The sequence below is a fragment of the Pseudomonas sp. MRSN 12121 genome, assembly GCF_000931465.1.
Classification (GTDB): domain Bacteria; phylum Pseudomonadota; class Gammaproteobacteria; order Pseudomonadales; family Pseudomonadaceae; genus Aquipseudomonas.
The window spans coordinates 5,878,391-5,896,821 of sequence record NZ_CP010892.1 but is presented as its reverse complement, the minus strand read 5'-3'; the positions used below and the strand labels follow the sequence as shown (position 1 = coordinate 5,896,821).

Genomic DNA, 18,431 nt, shown 5'->3' with positions numbered 1-18,431 from the left:
ATGCCCGCGAACGGAGAAAATCATGGTTGCATAGAACGTCGCGAGGCGGCCAATCGCGAACCGGTGGGTCGCATTCTGTTCGAACGGTCGGGTATTACAGGCCCATGCGCCGGCGCGCGCGATGGATCGAGCCGTTGCGCACTGCCCAGCGCAGCATCGGCGCGCTGCGGTTGACGCTGGCACGGATCAGTTGGCGTTGCAGCGGCCCCTGGTCGATGCCGAACAGGGCGCTGGCCCAGTCGGGCAGCAGGTCGATGCCGGCCTGCATCATCAGCGAACCGAACGGCTTGGCCAGGCGGCTGGGCGCCGGTGCCGCCTGCAACAGGCGCAGCACTTCATGGCTGCGCTCGTCGCACAGCAGTTGCGGGCGCATCCCGGCCAGATAGTGCGCCACCGCCTGGCGCGAACGCGGCACCTCGGTGGCTCCGAGGCGCTCGGCGATCAACGCGACTTCCTCGTAGTAGCGGTCCTGATCCGCGGCAGACAACCGGGGGTTGCAGTAGCGCAGATGCGCCGCCATGAAACTGCTGACTTCGGCCACGTGCACCCAGGTCAGCAGGTGTGGATCGCTGGCGGCATAGGGGCGACCGTCGGGTGCGTGGCCGACGATCTGTAGGTGAATGGTGCGCACCTTGTCGATCAGCCACTCGGCATCCTGCCGCGAGCCGAAGGTGGTGCCGGAAATGAACTGCGCGGTGCGGCGCAGGCGGCCGATCATGTCCTGGCGGAAGTTCGAGTGATCCCAGACCCCGGCCAGGGCCAGCGGATGCAGGGCCTGCATCAACAGGGCGGCGATGCCGCCGATCATCATGCTGCTGAAGTCGCCGTGTACCTGCCAACAGATGGCCTGCGGGCCGAACAGGCCGGGGTCGCCCCTGGGGTTGTCCAGATCGAGCTGGCCCAGTGCCAGCCCGCCCAGGCTCAGGACCTGGGCTTCGATATGACTGCGAATGAATTCCATACCGCTTGGCTGTTCCTTGGTTGGGAGGCTGAACCCCGCTCAGAGGTTCAGACGCTTGTCGATCAATCCCTCGACCACGCTCGGGTCGGCCAGGGTCGAGGTATCGCCCAGGCTGTCGAGTTCGTTGCAGGCGATCTTGCGCAGGATACGCCGCATGATCTTGCCCGAGCGGGTTTTCGGCAAGGCCGGTGCCCACTGGATCAGCTCCGGCTTGGCGAAACTGCCGATCTCGCGACTGACCAGGCTCAACAGCTCCTTCTTCAATTCGTCGCTGGGTTCGACGCCATTCATCGGGGTGACAAAGGCATAAATGCCCTGGCCCTTGAGGTCGTGGGGGTAACCGACCACGGCGGCCTCGGCGATGCTGTCGTGCAGGACCAGGGCGCTCTCGACTTCGGCGGTGCCGATGCGGTGCCCGGAGACGTTGATCACGTCGTCGATGCGCCCGGTGATCCAGTAATCGCCGTCTTCGTCGCGACGCGCGCCGTCGCCGGTGAAGTAATAACCCGGGTAGGGTTTGAAGTAGGTGTCGACCATGCGCTGCGGATCGCCATAGACGCTGCGGATCTGCGCGGGCCAGCTGGCCTTGATCGCCAGGACACCGCTGCCGGCGCCGCTGATTTCCTTGCCGTGTTCATCCAGCAGCACCGGTTGCACGCCGAACATCGGGCGGGTGGCGCAGCCCGGCTTGATCCGGCTGGCGCTGACCAGGGGGCTGAGCATGATGCCGCCGGTCTCGGTCTGCCACCAGGTATCGACGATCGGGCAGCGTTGTTCGCCCACGGCATTGAAATACCATTCCCAGGCTTCCGGGTTGATCGGCTCGCCGACGCTCCCCAGCAGGCGCAGGCTGCTGCGCGAGGTCCGCTGCAACGGCTCGGGCCCCTCGCGCATCAGCGCGCGCAAGGCGGTGGGGGCGGTGTAGAAGATATTCACCCGGTGCTTGTCGATGACCTCCCAGAAGCGCGAGCTGCTCGGGTAGCTGGGCACGCCCTCGAAGACCAGGGTGGTCGCGCCATTGGCCAACGGGCCGTAGACGATGTAGCTGTGGCCGGTGACCCAGCCGACATCCGCGGTACACCAGAAGACTTCGCCTTCGCGGTAGTCCAGCACGTACTTGAAGGTCATCGCCGCTTGCAGCAGGTAGCCGCCGGTGGTGTGCAGCACGCCCTTGGGCTTGCCGGTACTGCCGGAGGTATAGAGGATGAACAGCGGGTCTTCGGCGTCCATCGGCTGCGGCGGGCAGTCGTCTTCGACCCCGCGGATCGCCTGGTGGTACCAGAGGTCGCGGCCCTCGACCCAGTTCACCGGGTTCTGGGTGCGTTCGACCACCACCACCGTGCTGACATCCGGGCAATGCTGCAGGGCCTTGTCGACGTTGTTTTTCAGGGGGATGAACTTGCCGCCGCGCACTCCTTCGTCGGCGGTGATCACCGTCCGGCAGTCGGCGTCGAGAATGCGATCCCGCAACGCGTCCGGCGAGAAGCCGCCAAAGACCACCGAATGCACCGCGCCGATCCGCGTGCAGGCCAGCATGGCGTAGGCCGCCTCGGGGATCATCGGCATATAGATGCAGACCCGGTCGCCTTTCTTCACGCCGCGGCTTTTCAGGACGTTGGCCAGGCGGCAGACGTAGTGGTGGAGCTTCTTGTAGGTGATGACCTGGGACTCGGCGGGCTCGTCGCCTTCCCAGATGATCGCCGCCTGATCGCCGCGCTTTTCCAGATGACGGTCGATGCAGTTGTAGCTGACGTTCAACTGGCCACCCGCGAACCAGGTGGCGGCACCGGTTTTCAGGTCGTAGCGCTGCACGGTCTGCCAGGGGGCGCTCCAGTCGAGAAAGCGCGTGGCCTGTTCGGCCCAGAAGGTGCTGGGGTGCTCGATCGATTCGCGGTACAGCCGCTGGTAGTCGTCCTGACTCAATTGCGCTGCCCGGCGGACGGCATCGGCTTTGGGGAACGTGCTGATATCGAACATGACGGTTCCTTATTCTTGTTTTCGCGACAAGTAATAAAGATGCGCCATGCGAGGGAGGGGTTCAAGGGGAGGGAGACCGACGCGAGCCCGCTCGTTGCTACAGGTGGAATGCGCATCCTGTAGCGACGAGCGGGCTCGCGAAGGGGTGTTTCAGGCCACGATCAACCGCGATGACGACCGCGGAAGTAGTTGATCAGGCCCTGGGTCGAAGCATCTTCGGCCGGAGTTTCCTCGCTGCCGACCAGGCGGTTGTAGACCCCTTTGCCCAGCTCCTTGCCCAGTTCCACGCCCCATTGGTCGAAGGCGTTGATGCCCCAGATCACGCTCTGCACGAATACCTTGTGTTCGTACATCGCCACCAGCGCGCCCAGGCGCCGCGGGCTGATGCGCTCCACCACCAGGGTGTTGCTCGGACGGTTGCCCGGAATCACCTTATGGGGCGCCAGTTTCTGCACATCGGCTTCGCTCATGCCTTTTTCCCGCAGCTCGGCCTCGGCCTCGGCGCGGGTCTTGCCGAGCATCAGCGCCTGGCTCTGTGACAGGCAGTTGGCGTACAGCCACTGATGATGGTCGGCGACCGGGTTGAAGCTGACGATCGGCACGATGAAGTCGGCCGGGATCAGTTGGGTGCCCTGGTGCAGCAACTGGTGGTAGGCGTGCTGGCCGTTGCAGCCCACGCCGCCCCAGATCACCGGGCCGGTATCGGTGGAAACCGGCGTGCCGTCCTGGCGCACGCTCTTGCCGTTGGATTCCATGTCCAACTGCTGCAGGTGCTTGGTGATGTTACGCAGGTAATGGTCGTAGGGCAGGATCGCGTGGCTCTGCGCGCCCCAGAAGTTGCCGTACCACACGCCCAGCAGCGCCAGCAGCACCGGCATATTCTGTTCGAACGGCGCGGTCTGGAAATGCTGGTCCATGGTGTAGGCGCCGGACAGCAGTTCCTTGAAGTTGGACATGCCGATGGCCAGGGCGATCGGCAGGCCGATGGCCGACCACAGCGAGTAGCGCCCGCCGACCCAGTCCCACATCGGGAAGATGTTCTCTTCGCGGATACCGAAGGCCACGGCGGCGGCATTGTTGCTCGACACCGCGATGAAGTGGCGATACAGCTCGGCCTCGGAGCCGCCCTGGGCCAGGTACCAGGCACGTGCGGCCTGGGCGTTCTTCAGGGTTTCCAGGGTGTTGAAGGACTTCGAGGAAACGATGAACAACGTGGTTTCGGCGCGGATCTTCGACGACAGCTCGTGGAATTCGCTGCCATCGATATTGGCCAGGTAATGGCAGCGCACGCCTTTCTGGGCGTAGGACAGCAGGGCCTCGGACACCAGTTCCGGGCCGAGGAAGGAGCCACCGATGCCGATGTTCACCACGTCGGTGATCGGCTTCTCGGTGTAGCCGCGCCACAGGCCGTCGTGGATACGCCCGACCAGCTCGGTGATCTGGTTCAGCACCTTGTGCACTTCCGGCATCACGTTGACGCCATTGACCGACAGCTTGTCGCCCACCGGGCGGCGCAGGGCGGTATGCAGGGCCGGGCGGCCTTCGGACGAGTTGACCAGTTCCCCGGCGAACAGCGCCTTGATCGCATCCTGCAGGCCGGTTTCGTTGGCCAGGCCCACCAGCAGGTTGCGGGTTTCAGCGGTGATCAGGTTCTTCGAGTAGTCGAGAAAAAGCCCGCAGCCGCTGAGACTGAATTGATGGAAGCGCTGCGGGTCGGCATTGAAGGCCTCGCGCATGCTGAAGTCCTGCATGGCTTGGCGGTGGTCATTCAACGCTTGCCAGGCGGGCAGAGCGGTAACGTCGTGAGGAGTGCGGTAGTACGCCATCGCTGCGGTTTTCCTTTTACTTGAACTGCCTGTTGGACACTGAAAAGCCCGGAACGTCCTGCTCGAAGATAACGTTCGGCCAACCCTGCGCTGACACGATTAAGCACGCAGGGTGGTTACAGTAACTCTGGCGTGGAGATCTGTCTTGGCTTTGTCTGACCTGTGGCCGGTACTTTTTTATATCGGCGCCTCGCACAGGCTCGACGATCGGGGCTTCACGGCTGGGAAATGGTTGCGCCGCAAGGCCTGCAGCATGGCTGCAGGCCCCGGGCGGCGGCAGTTTGCCCGAAGGCCGGGCTTCGGGCAATTAGCCTTTGGACGCTAGGCGTCGAGGTTCAGGTGCAGGTTGTCGATCAGGCGGGTGGCCCCCAGGAAGGCGGCCGCCAGGATCACCAGGTCGCGGTCGTCCGCAGTGGCCGGGCGCAGGGTCAGGGCGTGGCGGATTTCCAGATAGTCCGGACGCAGGCCGGCGGCTTCGAGCGCCTGTTTCTGCTTATCCAGCAGCCTTGGGTAATCCCGTTCGCCCTGGCCGATGGCCTCGGCGATCTGGCTCAGATTGCGGTAGAGAGCGGGGGCGATGGCGCGTTGTTCTTCGCTCAGGTAACCGTTGCGCGAGGACAGGGCAAGGCCGTCGGCGGCCCGAACGGTAGGCTCGCCGATGATCTGGATCGGCATGTTCAGGTCATGCACCAGGGCGCGGATCACCGCCAGTTGCTGGTAGTCCTTCTGGCCGAAGACCGCGAGATCCGGCTGCACCATGTTGAACAGCTTGCTGACCACCGTGGCCACGCCTTCGAAGTGCCCGGGACGGCTGGCGCCACACAGGCCTTCGGAGAGGTGTGGCACGCTGACCCGGGTCTGGCCGTCCATGCCGTCGGGGTACATCTCGTCGACGGTCGGGGCGAACAGCAGGTGGCAGCCGGCTTGCAAGAGCTTTTCCTGGTCGGCGGCGAGGGTCCGCGGGTATTTGTCGAGGTCTTCGCCGGCGCCGAACTGCAACGGATTGACGAAAATGCTCGCGACCACGAAATCCACGCGCTGGGCGGCCTTGGTCACCAGTGCGGCATGTCCGCTGTGCAGGTTGCCCATGGTTGGGACGAAGCCGATGCGCTTGCCTTCGCTGCGGGCCCGGGCTACGGCAGCACGCAGTTCGCGTACGGTTTTAACGGTATTCATGCAGAAAACCCGTGCTCGGCACCTGGGAAAGTCACGGCCTTGACCTCATTGACGTAGGCGCTCAGGGCGGCCTGGATGCTGTCCTGCCCGGCCATGAAATTCTTCACGAACTTCGGCGCGCGACCGCTCAGGGACAGGCCCAGCATGTCGTGCAGTACCAGGACCTGGCCGTCGGTGGCGCTGCCGGCACCGATACCGATGACCGGGATCTTCACCGCCTGGGTGATTTCCGCAGCCAGTTCGCTCGGTACGCATTCGAGCAGCAGCATCGCCGCGCCGGCCGCTTCGAGGGCAATGGCATCGGCACGCATCTGCCGGGCCTGGTTCTCGTTGCGCCCCTGGACCTTGTAGCCGCCGAGGATATTCACCGCTTGCGGGGTCAGGCCCATGTGGGCGCAGACCGGAACGCCGCGTTCGGCCAGCAGGCGGATGGACTCCGCCAGCCATACCGCGCCTTCGACCTTGATCATGTGCGCGCCGGCCTGCATCAGCTGGGCGCTGTTGTTCAGGGCCTGCTCGGTGGTGGCGTATGCCATGAACGGCAGGTCGGCGAGGATCAGTGCGCCACTGTTACCGCGCTTGACCGCGGCGACGTGGTAGGCCATCTCGGCGGTGGTGACTGGCAATGTGCTGTCGTGCCCTTGCAAGACCATGCCGAGGGAGTCGCCCACCAGCAGTACTTCAACGCCGGCCTGGCAACAGGTGTGGGCGAAGGTCGCGTCATAGCAGGTCAGCATGGTGATCTTTTCACCTTTCTGCTTGAGGCTTTGCAGGGTGGTCAGGGTAATGTCTGGCATGAAAAGGGATCCTCATTCAGGCGCTCTGGAAACTGCTGCGAGTAACGCGCGTGATTCTTTGTGTTCTCAGGCGCACGGTCTGTTGTCGTGCTTATAAGGCCTGGATTGCGCCCTTTAGCGCCGTGTTGGCGGCAACGGGACGCCTATAGTCGTGAGGAGAACTCGGGAAGTCAATTACGTGTGTTACCGCATTGTTACGGCGTAAGTGTTACCGCCGTAACTGATGCGTTTCAGCAGTCAGGCCAGACGTTCCAGGCCGACAAATGGGCAGGCGTCGAGCAGGTCGCGCAGATGGCGGCCGTCGGCCAGTTGCAGATCGGAGGGGGCCAGTTCGGCCAGGGGGTAGAGGACAAAGGCCCGGGCCTGCATGTGGTAATGCGGAACCTTGAGGCGCGGTTCGTCGATCAGGCGATTACCGAACAGCAGGATATCCAGGTCCAGCGTGCGCGGTCCCCAGCGTTCAAGGCGCTCGCGGCCCTGGGCGTGCTCGATGGCTTGCAGCGCGTCGAGCAGGGCCAGCGGCGCGAGGCTGCTGTCCAGGGCGGCGACCGCGTTGGTGTAACGCGGCTGGCCGGGCGACAGCGAATCGCTTTGGTAGAAGGCCGAGACTCCTGCCAGCCGGCTGTGGGGCAGTTGCGCCAGGGCATCGATCGCGCTGCGCAGTTGCTCTGCCGGGGCCGCCAGGTTGCTGCCCATACCGATGTAGATGCGTTCCATCGGGTTACTCGCCGGAGCCGCTCGGTGCGCCGACAGTGGCGCGCTTGCGTTTGGCGCCGCTACTGCGGCGACGCTTGCGCGGACCTGTGCCCGCTTCATCCTTGCCGCTCAGGTCGCGGATCATGTCGCGGCGGCCGGCGTCGTTGGCGTCCTGGTAGTCGGTCCACCATTCGCCCAGCCCGTCGGTCTGTTCGCCCGCGCTTTCGCGCAGCAGCAGGAAGTCGTAACCGGCGCGGAACCGCGGGTTATCCAGCAACTGGTCGGCACGTTTGCCGCTGCGGCGCGGCAGGCGTTCCTGCATGTCCCAGATCTCGCGGATCGGCAGGGTGAAGCGTTTTGGAATCGCGATGCGCTGGCACTGCTCGCTGATCAATTCGTGAGCGGCTTCCTGCATCGCTGGGATCGGCGGCATGCCACGTTCCTGGAGGCGCAGCACGCGAGCCGGCAGGGCTGGCCACAGCAGCGCGGCGAACAGGAAGGCGGGGGTTACCGGCTTGTTCTGCTTGATGCGCAGGTCGGTATTGATCAGCGCTTCGCTGATCAGCGTGTGGGTATAGGTCGGGTTGTATTCCAGGGCTTCGGCGCTCGCCGGGAACAGCGGATCGAACAGTTGAAGGTCGACCAGCATCTCGAAGGTGTCGGCGGCATGGCCGGACAGGAACAGCTTGAGCACTTCCTCGAACAGGCGTGCCGAGGGGATTTCCCGCAGCATCGGTGCCAGGTCGCGGATCGGCGCGGCGGTGTGTTTTTCGATGCCGAAATCCAGCTTGGCGGCGAAGCGCACCGCCCGCAGCATGCGCACCGGGTCTTCCTGGTAGCGCTGGCGTGGGTCGCCGATCAGCCGGATGAGGTGATTGCGGATGTCGTGCACGCCATTGGCGTAATCGAGGATGCGTTCACTGACCGGATCGTAATACAGGGCGTTGATGGTGAAGTCGCGGCGCTGCGCATCCTCTTCGAGGGTGCCGTAGACGTTATCGCGCAGGATGCGCCCGCTTTCGTTGCGCGAGGACTGGTTGCTGTCTTCTTCGTCCTCGTTCTGCGGGTGATTGGCGCGAAAGGTCGCGACTTCGATGATTTCGCGACCGAAGTGGATATGCACCAGCTTGAACCGGCGACCGATGATCCGGGCGTTACGGAATTCGGCCCGCACCTGTTCGGGTGTGGCGCTGGTGGCGACGTCGAAATCCTTGGGTGTGATATTGAGCAGCATGTCGCGCACGCAACCGCCAACCAGGTAAGCCTGGTAGCCGGCGTTCTGCAGGCGTTCGACGATGTTCACCGCATAACGGCTGAACTGGGCGCGTTGCAGCGAGTGTTGGCTGCTGTTGAGCACTTCAGGCGTGCTGCGTTTGTGTTGCGTACGACGCAAGGGAGAACGGAATGACTGGAACAACTTCTTCAGCATGGGATGCACTGTTTGAAGGAATGTTCGGCCATAACGAAGAATGACCGCATGATGGGCGGGGATTCTAGCATTTAGTCGGGGGATGGTGTAGGAAGCTGCGGCGAGTCGTGCGCGGCGCTTTGGAACGCGGGATGGCGGGGTGGGTGGCAGCCTCAGGCCGCAATCGCCGAAGCTGAAATCCCGGAAACTACAAGGGGAGCCGAAGCTCCCCCAGAAGTAGTTGCGTGCTCTATTTTTATTATTGGTTTCGGGCTTCTTGTTTTTGTTTAACGCCCTCGTCACCTGGTTAACCCAGAGTGACCCTCCCAATCGGGAGCCAAGAGCAAACGGATTGCTTTGGTCGCTGTGTTGCAATGATCAGTGATCCAACCAGTTCAGGCTCTGCCTTAGGGCAGTTTTTGTTGTTCTCGGCCTGGTTGTGGGGCAAGCCCCAATGACAACGCCTCTCCAAAAGAATCAGTTAGCTGCGCCTCCGCCGTGTTGTTTTTATTATGCGTGAGTCGATTCGTCTTATTTTTATTGTCTTGTGCATTGCTTGTTATTGTTCTTGTACCAAACATATAGCAGGTGCCGTGCCAACTTTTGTGAAGCCCAGTAAAACAAGGGGTTAGGCGCGAGCTTGAGGTTTTTACGGGGCAAAAAAAACCGGGGCATCGTTACCTTTAGCCCCGGCTTTTGTTACGTGGAATGACTGAGGTAACAGTTTTTTCACAAGATCCTGTGTTACCCCGCGTCCGTTACCTCGGATTTCAGCTTTCGCTGGCGACCCCGGTCTTGCGCCGTGGAATGCCCAGGTGTTGGCGGCGTTCCCACAGGCATTTGCGGCTGACGCCCAGCTTGCGGGCCAGTTCGGTCTCGGTCATGTGGTCCTGGTGCTCGAGGACGAAATGCTGGAAGTAATCTTCCAGCGACAGGTCTTCGGTCGGCTCATGGCTGGTGTTATTGGCGCCGGCGGCCTGAGGGGCCAGGTTGATGAACTCGTCATCCTCCAGATCGCTCAATTCGATATCGATACCGAGCAGATCCGCGGAAATTTCCGGGCTTTCGCACAGGATCACCGCACGCTCGACGGCATTTTCCAGTTCGCGAACGTTACCCGGCCAGGAGTAGTGGCGGATGGCTTGTTCAGCGTCCGGGGCGAACTTCAGGTCGCTGCGTCCCACCCGCGCACTCTGGCGGGCGAGGAAGGCGTTGGCGATTTCGTTGACGTCGGCACCGCGTTCGCGCAGCGCAGGCAGCTTCAGGGCGATCACGTGCAGGCGGTAATAAAGGTCTTCACGGAACTGGCCGATTTTGGCCAGGCTCTTGAGGTCGCGGTGGGTCGCGGCGATCAGGCGCACATCGACCTTCTGCGATTGCACCGAGCCGACCCGACGGATCTCGCCTTCCTGCAACACGCGCAGCAGGCGGGCCTGGGCTTCGAGTGGCAGTTCGCCGATTTCGTCGAGGAACAGGGTGCCGCCATCCGCGGCTTCCACCAGGCCGGCGCGCCCGGCGCTGGCTCCGGTGAAGGCGCCTTTCTCATGGCCGAACAGCTCGGATTCGATCAGGGTTTCCGGAATGGCCGCGCAGTTCACCGAGATCATCGGCGCCTTGGCTCGCTTGGACAGGTTGTGCAGGGCGCGGGCCACCAGCTCCTTGCCGGTCCCGGATTCGCCCTGGATCAGTACATTGGAGTCCGTCGGGGCGACTTTGCGGATCTTGCTGTACAGGTCCTGCATGGGCGGGCAGGAGCCGATGATGCCGATTTCGCCGTTGCTGCCATTGGCGCCCGCCTTGTCCGCGCCATTGCCCGGCTTGGCGGCCGGTCGCTCGTTCGGATTGCTTTGCGCCGTCTGGCGATCGCGCAGGATGCGCGCCACGGCCTGGAGCATTTCGTCGTGGTCGAAAGGCTTGGCGATGTAGTCCACCGCACCCATCTTCATCGAGTCGACCGCCGAGCGCAGGCTGGCGTAGCTGGTCATGATCAGCACCGGAGTGCCCTGGCCCAGCTTGATCAGCTCGGTGCCGGGGGCGCCCGGCAGGCGCAGGTCGCTGACGATCAGGTCGAACGTGGGAATGCTGAAACGCTCTTGTGCTTCTTGCACGGAACCGGCTTCGCTGACCTGGTACTGGTTGCGTTCCAGCAGGCGGCGCAAGGCGGAGCGGATAATGGTTTCGTCTTCGACGATCAAAATGTGCGGCATTGATTCGATTCTCTCGACGGTCTCAGTTCACAGCGGACGTCGCTTCGACATGACGTGGCAGGGTTACCCGGATACGGGTGCCGCGTTGGCTTTCGGTGTCAGCCGGGCTGTCGATGGTGATTTGTCCATAATGCTCTTCAACGATGGAATAGACCAGTGCAAGGCCCAGTCCGGTGCCTTCGCCAGGATCCTTGGTGGTGAAGAAGGGTTCGAACAGTCGATCCATGATGCTCGACGGTATGCCACTGCCTTCGTCTTCGACGATCAGGTCGATGGTGTGTTCGCCGGCTTCGCTCTTGACCCGCACCGCGCTGCCGGCCGGTGAGGCGTCGCGAGCGTTGGACAGCAGGTTGATCAGGACCTGGGCGAGCCGCTGAGGATCGCCATCGACCCAATGGTCCGGGTCGCACAGGTTGAAGAACTGCACTTCGAAATTGCGCCGGTTCAGGGCCAGCAGGCCGATGGCGTCCTGCGCCACCTCGGCCAGGCAGACGGCTTCGTCGTTGTGCTGGTGGCTACCGGCGTGAGCGAAGCTCATCAGCGACTGGACGATGCGCGAAACCCGCTTGGTCTGTTCGAGGATCTGGCCGCTGATTTCGGTGAGTTCGCCGTCTTCTTCCCGCTCTTCGCGCAGGTTCTGCGCCAGGCAGGCAATACCGGTGATCGGATTGCCGATTTCGTGGGCCACGCCGGCGGCCAGGCGACCGATGCTGGCCAGCCGCTCGGAATGCACCAGTTTGTCTTCGAGCATCTGGGTTTCGGTCAGGTCTTCCACCAGCAGCACCAGGCCGCTGCTGCCTGGGGCCAGGGGTTCGTCGATGGCGGCCTTGTGCAGGTTCAGCCAGCGGGTCTGGCCGTCGAGGGCCAGATGTTGCTTGTGCAGGTGTTCGTCGGGGACGTTGATGAAGCCTTGCAGCAAGCCTTTCCAGGGATCGGCGATGGTGGCCAGGCGCGAACCGACCACGTGCTGCGCCGGGATGCTGGTCAATTCTTCCATGGCCTTGTTCCACATGAGGATTTCCTGGTCCTTGGCCAGGGAACAGACGCCCATCGGCAGTTCTTGCAGGGTTTGTCGGTGGTAGCGGCGCAAGGCATCGAGCTCGGCGGCCAGGCCAGTCAGGCGCGAGTGGTAGTCCTCGAGCCGGCTTTCGATGAAGTGGATGTCCTCGGTCACGTAGTTTTCGCCGCCGGCCTTGTAGGGCAGGAAGGTTTCCACCATGTCCTGGGCGACGCTGGGGCCCATCAGGCCGGACAGGTTGGCTTCGATACGGTCGCGCAAGCGGCGCAGGGCATAGGGGCGGCGCTCGTCGAACGGCAGGTAAAGGTCGCGCAAGGCCTGCTCGACCTCTTTCTGCGCAGCCTTGGCGCCGAGGGGCTTGGCCAGTTGGGTGGCGAACTCCTGGGGCGAAGCGGCGTGCAGTTCGCGGCGTTGCGGCCGGCGCACGTTATCCACTGCACAGGCTTCGGCGGCGCTGGCCTCTTCGGCGCTGGCGTTGGTGAACAGCGAGATCAGGGTGAACATCAGGACGTTGGCGGCCAGCGAGGCGATGGCCGCCATGTGCCAGCTGGTGTCATCCAGCACGTAGATCATGTTCAGCAGCGGGATGTAGAAACCCTGCAGGTTGCCGATCAACGGCAGCAGCATGGTCACCAGCCATACCAGCATCCCGGCCAGCAGCCCGGCGATGAAGCCTCGACGGTTGGCGGTCGGCCAGTACAGGACCGAGAGTACGCCGGGGAGGAATTGCAGGGTGGCGACAAAGGCCACGATGCCAAGGTTGGCCAGGTCCTGCTCGGCTCCCAGCAGCAGGTAGAAGGCATAGCCGGCCATGATGATCGCGACGATCAGCGCCCGGCGGGTCCATTTCAGCCAGCGGTAGATATTGCCTTCGGCCGGTGGCTGGTACAGCGGTAGCACCAGGTGGTTGAGGGCCATCCCCGAGAGTGCCAGGGTGGTGACGATGATCAGGCCGCTGGCGGCGGAAAGCCCGCCGACATAGGCCATCAAGGCCAGGGCCGGCTTGTTGGCGGCGATCCCGATGCCGAGCGTGAAATATTCCGGGTTGGTGGTCGCGCCCAGTTTCAGGCCGGCCCAGAGGATCAGCGGCACGGCCAGGCTCATCAGCAGCAGGAACAACGGCAGGCCCCAGCTGGCGCTGACCAGCGAGCGCGGGTTGAGGTTCTCGGTAAAGGTCATGTGATACATGTGCGGCATCACGATCGCCGAGGCGAAAAACACCAGCAGCAGGGTGCGCCACGGCCCTTCCTGCAGGGGTGTATGCAGGGCGGCGAGGGCGGTCTGGTTCTGCAGCAGCCAGAGCTCCAGCTGTTGCGGACCTCCGAATACACCGTACAGGGCATAAAGGCCGACACCGCCGATGGCGATCAGCTTGATCACCGACTCGAAGGCGATGGCGAAGACCAGGCCTTCGTGTTTCTCCCGGGTGGCGATATGCCGGGAGCCGAAGAAAATGGTGAACAGCGTGATCAGCGCGCAGAAACTCAGGGCCACCCGATGCTGTACCGGCTCGCGGGTAAGGATGCCGATGGAGTCCGCCACGGCCTGGATCTGCAAGGCCAGCAGCGGCAGCACGCCGAACAGCATGATGAGGGTGGTCAGCGCGCCGGCCCAGGTGCTGCGAAAGCGGAAGGCGAACAGGTCGGCCAGCGACGACAGCTGGTAGGTGCGGGTGATCTTCAGGATCGGATACAGCAGCACCGGCGCCAGCAGAAAGGCGCCGGACACCCCGAGGTAGCTGGAAAGAAAACCGTAGCCGTACTGATAGGCCAGGCCCACCGTGCCATAAAAGGCCCAGGCGCTGGCATAGACGCCGAGGGACAGGGTGTAGGTCAGCGGGTGACGGATGATCGAGCGTGGGATCATGCCGCGCTCGCTGATCCAGGCCACCCCGAACAGCCCCAGCAGGTACGCGGCGCTGATCAGGATCATCTGGGTCAGGCTAAAGCTCATCGGCATCTTTTTGGCTCTGCAGGATGAAGGTCACGACGATCAGGATCAGCCAGAGCAGATACGGGCGGTACCAGGCGCCCGTGGCATCGATCCACCAATCCATGATGGCGGGGGAGAACAGATATATCCCCACTACCAGGAGCAGGACCAAGCGATAGATGTACATCTCGGCCTCTCTTTATTGTGTGCGTGCCCGAAAACGTGCGGCGATGGTAACGGATGGGTGCCAACCTGCAAGGGGCGTCAGCGTATTTGCGCTTCGGGCACGCTCAGTGTGCGTGGGATCAGTAAAGCATCCCAGTGTTGGATCCCCCAGCGCAGTACTTCCCGCGGGCTGGCATGCAGCAGCGCGTCGTCGGTTGTCTGCCCCAGGGCGCGCAGGGCCCGCAGCAATAGCGGGGTGGCCTGGTCCGCAGCCAGTGGCGGGGAGCGGTAGGACTTGCCCAGCTTGTGCCCGTCCGGCTGGGTGATCAGCGGCACATGCAGGTAGCGTGGTTGCGCCAGGCCGAGCAGTTCCTGCAGGTAGAGCTGCCGCGGGGTGGAATCCAGCAGGTCGGCGCCCCGCACGATATCGGTAACACCTTGCCAGGCGTCATCGAGCACCACGGCCAATTGATAGGCGTACAGGCCGTCGCGGCGACGGATCACGAAATCACCGACATCGCGCCCCAAGTGCTGCTGGAACTCGCCCTGGACGCGGTCCGCGAAGCGATAGTTCAGCTCCGGTACGCGCAGGCGGATAGCGGCGTCCTGCGGGCCATGGCCGGCATTGCGGCACAGGCCCGGATAAATGCCGTGATAAGGCTCCAGTTGCTTGCGCGAGCAGGTGCAGGCATAGGCCAGGCCCTGGCTGAACAGGCGGTCGAGCACCTCGGCATAGGCTGCGTGGCGGTCGCTCTGGCGGACCATTTCGCCGTCCCACTCGAAGCCATAGCTTTCCAGGGCCTTGAGGATGGCTGCCTGGGCGCCGGGCTCCTCCCGAGGCGGGTCGAGGTCTTCCATGCGCACCAGCCAGCGCCCGCCGACGGCGCGCGCATCGAGATACGAGGCCAGGGCCGCGACCAGCGAGCCGAAATGCAGGTGCCCGCTGGGGGTTGGGGCGAAGCGCCCGATGTAGGGGGAGGTATGAGAGGCAGTCATGAAGAGGATGTTACTTCGTTCGGTCCCAAGGTGACGATGGCGTTTGGAGAATCGCCATCGCGAGCAAGCTCGCTCCTACAGGGGGGAGGCGTCGGAAACAAAAACGGAGCGTTCGCACGCTCCGTTTTTCGTCCAGGCCAGCGATTATTTGCCGACTTGTTTTTCCTTGATTTCCGCCAGGGTCTTGCAGTCGACGCACATGTCGGCGGTAGGGCGTGCTTCCAGGCGACGAATACCGATTTCGACGCCGCAGGATTCGCACCAGCCGTATTCTTCGTCTTCGATCAGTTGCAGCGTCTTGTCGATCTTCTTGATCAGCTTGCGTTCACGGTCGCGAGCGCGCAGTTCAAGGCTGAACTCCTCTTCCTGGCTGGCACGGTCGGCCGGATCGGGGAAGTTGGCTGCTTCGTCTTTCATGTGATCAACAGTGCGGTCGACTTCCTGCATCAAGTCCTGTTTCCACTTGTTCAGGATCTTGGTGAAGTGCTCGCGCATGGGCTTGCCCATGTACTCTTCGCCCGCGGATTCAACATAGGGCTCGAAGCCGCTGATCGATTGATTCTGTTGCTTTGCTTGGGTGGGCATGAAATGGACCGCCTCTACTCATGTAATCCATTGCGCAGGATTGCTCCATCACCGGCACATGCCGGCCCTGCGACTGCAAGCGGGCGAACTTACCAGATCAAATCGGGCGGCGCTACTCCCGGTTGTCGAGCCCACGGCCTACGCTGCCCGCAGAGGCGCATGCCGCCTGGCCTGGTCGGTTTGGAGGCCTGGTCAATTAATGATTTTAGCCAAGCCTGGGTCCTGCGCATGGCTTCTTTATAGGAGGGGTTGGCGGATCCCGGCAGGCTTTTGACTCTCCCTTGTCCACGGGGTTGGGTAGAATCGTTTTTTTGCTCACTTCAATGAAGGAAGGCTAATGGCTCAGCCCTACAGTGCGCGCAGCCGCGCTATCGAACCTTTCCACGTGATGGCTCTGCTGGCCCGCGCCAACGAACTGCAAGCGGCCGGGCACGATGTGATTCACCTGGAAATCGGTGAACCGGATTTCACCACGGCTGAGCCGATCATCAAGGCCGGGCAAGCGGCACTGGCAGCGGGCAAGACCCGCTACACCGCCGCCCGCGGGATTCCCGAGCTGCGCGCGGCCATTTCCGGCTTCTATCGGCAGCGTTACGGGCTGGACGTCGACCCGGAACGTATCATGATCACCCCCGGCGGTTCCGGCGCCTTGCTGCTGGCCAGCAGTTTGCTGGTAGATCCGGGCAAGCACTGGTTGCTGGCCGATCCGGGCTACCCCTGCAACCGCCACTTCCTGCGATTGGTGGAGGGCGCGGCGCAGTTGGTGCCGGTCGGGCCGGACGTGCGTTATCAACTGACTCCGGACCTGGTGGAGCGTTACTGGGACCAGGACAGTGTCGGAGCCCTAGTGGCGTCGCCGGCCAACCCGACCGGCACACTGCTTGACCGTGACGAACTGGCCGGGCTGGCGCGCGCGGTGAAAGCCCGCAACGGGCATCTGGTGGTAGACGAGATCTATCACGGCCTGACCTATGGCAGCGATGCCGCCAGTGTGCTGGAAGTCGACGACAGCGCTTTTGTCCTCAACAGTTTTTCCAAGTATTTCGGCATGACCGGCTGGCGCCTGGGCTGGCTGGTGGCGCCGCAGGCGGCGGTCGGCGAGTTGGAGAAGCTTGCGCAGAACCTTTATATCAGTGCTCCGAGCGTGGCTCAGTACGCTGCCCTGGCCTGCTTCGAGCCTGCGACCATCAGTCTTCTCGAAGAGCGTCGCAACGAGTTCCAGCGCCGCCGCGACTTCCTCATGCCCGCCTTGCGCGAGTTGGGCTTCGGCATCGCGGTCGAGCCGGAAGGGGCGTTCTATCTGTATGCCGATATCAGTGCCTTTGGCGGCGATGCCTTCGCTTTCTGCCGGCATTTCCTCGAAACCGAGCACATCGCCTTTACCCCAGGGCTGGATTTCGGCCGCCATCAGGCCGGCCACCACGTGCGGTTCGCCTACACCCAGAGCCTGCCGCGCCTGCAGGAAGCGGTGGAGCGGATTGCCCGTGGCCTGCGGAGCTGGCAAGGCTGATGCGTTTCCATCCTCCCCTAGAAGAAGGCCGACTGCTGCGTCGCTACAAGCGTTTTCTCGCCGATATCGAGACCATCGGTGGCGAGCTGTTGACCATTCACTGCCCCAATACCGGCTCCATGCTCAACTGTGTGGTGGAGGGCGGGCAGGTCTGGTTCAGCCGCTCCAACGACCCCAAGCGCAAACTGCCCGGCACCTGGGAAATCGGCGAAACCCCGCAAGGCCGGTTGTTTTGTGTGAATACCGGGCGGGCTAATGCGCTGGTGGAAAATGCCTTGCGGGCGGGGGTGATTACCGAGCTGAACGGCTTTACCGGCCTGAAACGAGAAGTGGCGTATGGGCAGGAAAAAAGCCGCATCGATTTTCGCCTCGAATATCCGACCGGCCCGGCGTATGTGGAGGTGAAAAGCGTCACCCTGGGATTCGACGGCACGGCAGTGGCGGCCTTTCCCGACGCGGTGACCCAGCGTGGCGCCAAGCACCTGCGGGAGTTGGCCCACCTGGCTCGGGACGGCATCCGCGCGGTGCAATTGTATTGCGTCAACCTGTCGGGCATCGAAGCGGTGCGGCCCGCCGAGGAAATCGATCCCGCTTATGCCGCAGCGCTACGCGAGGCCGTGGCGTCCGGGGTCGAGGTACTGGCTTACGGAGTGCGCCTGAGCGCCGAGGAAATGCGCATCGAGCGCCGCCTGGACGTCTTGCTCAACGGTTAAAGCCGGACCCAGATACCCTGGCTGTCCTCCCGGCAAGGGAGGGCGGTCAGGTGCTCGCCCGCGCAGGGGCCGGCCACGCATTCACCACTTTCGATCAGGAACAGCGCGCCATGGGTGGCGCACTGGATCAGGCTCGCGCTTTGATCGAGAAACTGATCGGGCTGCCACTCCAGGGCGACCCCGCGATGGGGGCAGCGGTTGATATAGACGTAGGCTCGCTGATCGCGGCGCACGGCAAAAAGAGCGTGGCCGTCGAGGTTGAAGCCGCGGCTGGAAGCCTCCGGCAGGTCGCCTGAAGCGCAAAGAAACTTCATGTCTATCCTCGGTTGCCAGACAGCTCTGGGCACAGTTTGTCAGGGTGTTCTTGCCGATGCCTGGTGAAACATGTCCGCGCTTGACGGCTAAATGCAAACAATTATCAAATGGCCGCTTCGCTTACGAAGCCGCTGCTCATTTCGATGCCT

The 18,431-nt window shown here is 63.1% G+C and carries 15 protein-coding genes; 2 read left to right on the top strand and 13 right to left on the bottom strand.

All coding sequences use genetic code 11. From position 1 onward, the window contains the following. Window positions 1-94: 94 nt before the first annotated feature. From TO66_RS26800 to dksA, 12 genes are all read right to left on the bottom strand, one after another. Window positions 95-961 (bottom strand): oxygenase MpaB family protein, encoded by an 867-nt coding sequence (locus TO66_RS26800; RefSeq protein ID WP_044465104.1) that lies wholly within the window; start codon window positions 959-961, stop codon window positions 95-97. A 39-nt stretch (window positions 962-1,000) separates the two neighbouring features. Then, on the bottom strand, window positions 1,001-2,938 hold the full coding sequence (gene acs, locus TO66_RS26795) for an acetate--CoA ligase (protein WP_044465103.1): 1,938 nt from the start codon (window positions 2,936-2,938) through the stop codon (window positions 1,001-1,003). A gap of 161 nt (window positions 2,939-3,099) precedes the next feature. After that, window positions 3,100-4,764: a glucose-6-phosphate isomerase gene (gene pgi, locus TO66_RS26790; RefSeq protein WP_044465102.1), complete on the bottom strand. Its 1,665-nt coding sequence runs from the start codon at window positions 4,762-4,764 to the stop codon at window positions 3,100-3,102. Between the two features lie 321 nt (window positions 4,765-5,085). Continuing rightward, on the bottom strand, window positions 5,086-5,940 hold the full coding sequence (gene panC, locus TO66_RS26785) for a pantoate--beta-alanine ligase (RefSeq protein WP_044465101.1): 855 nt from the start codon (window positions 5,938-5,940) through the stop codon (window positions 5,086-5,088). After that, the gene (gene panB, locus TO66_RS26780; protein WP_044465100.1) at window positions 5,937-6,737 is read right to left on the bottom strand and encodes a 3-methyl-2-oxobutanoate hydroxymethyltransferase; all 801 of its coding nucleotides are present in this window, start codon (window positions 6,735-6,737) and stop codon (window positions 5,937-5,939) included. The genes panC and panB overlap by 4 nt, the downstream gene beginning before the upstream one ends. 237 nt (window positions 6,738-6,974) lie before the next feature. Further along, the gene (gene folK / locus TO66_RS26775; RefSeq protein WP_044465099.1) at window positions 6,975-7,454 is read right to left on the bottom strand and encodes a 2-amino-4-hydroxy-6-hydroxymethyldihydropteridine diphosphokinase; all 480 of its coding nucleotides are present in this window, start codon (window positions 7,452-7,454) and stop codon (window positions 6,975-6,977) included. Between the two features lie 4 nt (window positions 7,455-7,458). Further along, complete coding sequence (locus tag TO66_RS26770; RefSeq protein WP_044465098.1) at window positions 7,459-8,862, bottom strand: polynucleotide adenylyltransferase PcnB; 1,404 nt, start codon at window positions 8,860-8,862, stop codon at window positions 7,459-7,461. Window positions 8,863-9,611: 749 nt separating this feature from the next. After that, window positions 9,612-11,048: a sigma-54 dependent transcriptional regulator gene (locus TO66_RS26765; RefSeq protein WP_044465097.1), complete on the bottom strand. Its 1,437-nt coding sequence runs from the start codon at window positions 11,046-11,048 to the stop codon at window positions 9,612-9,614. Between the two features lie 22 nt (window positions 11,049-11,070). Further along, complete coding sequence (locus tag TO66_RS26760) at window positions 11,071-14,025, bottom strand: sensor histidine kinase (protein ID WP_171820029.1); 2,955 nt, start codon at window positions 14,023-14,025, stop codon at window positions 11,071-11,073. Then, on the bottom strand, window positions 14,009-14,185 hold the full coding sequence (locus TO66_RS33510; protein WP_003176118.1) for a hypothetical protein: 177 nt from the start codon (window positions 14,183-14,185) through the stop codon (window positions 14,009-14,011). The genes TO66_RS26760 and TO66_RS33510 overlap by 17 nt, the downstream gene beginning before the upstream one ends. A gap of 77 nt (window positions 14,186-14,262) precedes the next feature. Further along, window positions 14,263-15,159 carry a tRNA glutamyl-Q(34) synthetase GluQRS gene (gluQRS, locus tag TO66_RS26750; RefSeq protein WP_044465095.1) on the bottom strand — a complete coding sequence of 299 codons (897 nt, stop codon included), beginning with the start codon at window positions 15,157-15,159 and terminating at the stop codon, window positions 14,263-14,265. A gap of 144 nt (window positions 15,160-15,303) precedes the next feature. Further along, complete coding sequence (gene dksA, locus TO66_RS26745) at window positions 15,304-15,744, bottom strand: RNA polymerase-binding protein DksA (protein WP_044465094.1); 441 nt, start codon at window positions 15,742-15,744, stop codon at window positions 15,304-15,306. 337 nt (window positions 15,745-16,081) lie between these two features. Here dksA and TO66_RS26740 point away from each other — a divergent pair, with 337 nt between their 5' ends. Next, complete coding sequence (locus TO66_RS26740; RefSeq protein WP_044465093.1) at window positions 16,082-17,254, top strand: pyridoxal phosphate-dependent aminotransferase; 1,173 nt, start codon at window positions 16,082-16,084, stop codon at window positions 17,252-17,254. Beyond that, window positions 17,254-17,967, top strand: coding sequence for a DNA/RNA nuclease SfsA (gene sfsA / locus TO66_RS26735; protein WP_044465092.1), 714 nt, complete (start codon window positions 17,254-17,256; stop codon window positions 17,965-17,967). Before TO66_RS26740 ends, sfsA begins: the two co-directional genes overlap by 1 nt. Here the strand turns inward: sfsA and TO66_RS26730 are convergent. Next, window positions 17,964-18,281, bottom strand: coding sequence for a Rieske 2Fe-2S domain-containing protein (locus TO66_RS26730; RefSeq protein WP_044465091.1), 318 nt, complete (start codon window positions 18,279-18,281; stop codon window positions 17,964-17,966). The two genes, sfsA and TO66_RS26730, sit on opposite strands and share 4 nt — an antisense overlap. Window positions 18,282-18,431 lie beyond the last annotated feature (150 nt).

What these genes read in the sequence shown, in the direction of transcription:
- TO66_RS26800 (WP_044465104.1), bottom strand. Translation starts at nt 961, where the DNA reads ATGGAATTCATTCGCAGTCATATCGAAGCCCAGGTCCTGAGCCTGGGC.
- acs (WP_044465103.1), bottom strand. Translation starts at nt 2,938, where the DNA reads ATGTTCGATATCAGCACGTTCCCCAAAGCCGATGCCGTCCGCCGGGCA.
- pgi (WP_044465102.1), bottom strand. Translation starts at nt 4,764, where the DNA reads ATGGCGTACTACCGCACTCCTCACGACGTTACCGCTCTGCCCGCCTGG.
- panC (WP_044465101.1), bottom strand. Translation starts at nt 5,940, where the DNA reads ATGAATACCGTTAAAACCGTACGCGAACTGCGTGCTGCCGTAGCCCGG.
- panB (WP_044465100.1), bottom strand. Translation starts at nt 6,737, where the DNA reads ATGCCAGACATTACCCTGACCACCCTGCAAAGCCTCAAGCAGAAAGGT.
- folK (WP_044465099.1), bottom strand. Translation starts at nt 7,454, where the DNA reads ATGGAACGCATCTACATCGGTATGGGCAGCAACCTGGCGGCCCCGGCA.
- TO66_RS26770 (WP_044465098.1), bottom strand. Translation starts at nt 8,862, where the DNA reads ATGCTGAAGAAGTTGTTCCAGTCATTCCGTTCTCCCTTGCGTCGTACG.
- TO66_RS26765 (WP_044465097.1), bottom strand. Translation starts at nt 11,048, where the DNA reads ATGCCGCACATTTTGATCGTCGAAGACGAAACCATTATCCGCTCCGCC.
- TO66_RS26760 (WP_171820029.1), bottom strand. Translation starts at nt 14,025, where the DNA reads ATGCCGATGAGCTTTAGCCTGACCCAGATGATCCTGATCAGCGCCGCG.
- TO66_RS33510 (WP_003176118.1), bottom strand. Translation starts at nt 14,185, where the DNA reads ATGTACATCTATCGCTTGGTCCTGCTCCTGGTAGTGGGGATATATCTG.
- gluQRS (WP_044465095.1), bottom strand. Translation starts at nt 15,159, where the DNA reads ATGACTGCCTCTCATACCTCCCCCTACATCGGGCGCTTCGCCCCAACC.
- dksA (WP_044465094.1), bottom strand. Translation starts at nt 15,744, where the DNA reads ATGCCCACCCAAGCAAAGCAACAGAATCAATCGATCAGCGGCTTCGAG.
- TO66_RS26740 (WP_044465093.1), top strand. Translation starts at nt 16,082, where the DNA reads ATGGCTCAGCCCTACAGTGCGCGCAGCCGCGCTATCGAACCTTTCCAC.
- sfsA (WP_044465092.1), top strand. Translation starts at nt 17,254, where the DNA reads ATGCGTTTCCATCCTCCCCTAGAAGAAGGCCGACTGCTGCGTCGCTAC.
- TO66_RS26730 (WP_044465091.1), bottom strand. Translation starts at nt 18,281, where the DNA reads ATGAAGTTTCTTTGCGCTTCAGGCGACCTGCCGGAGGCTTCCAGCCGC.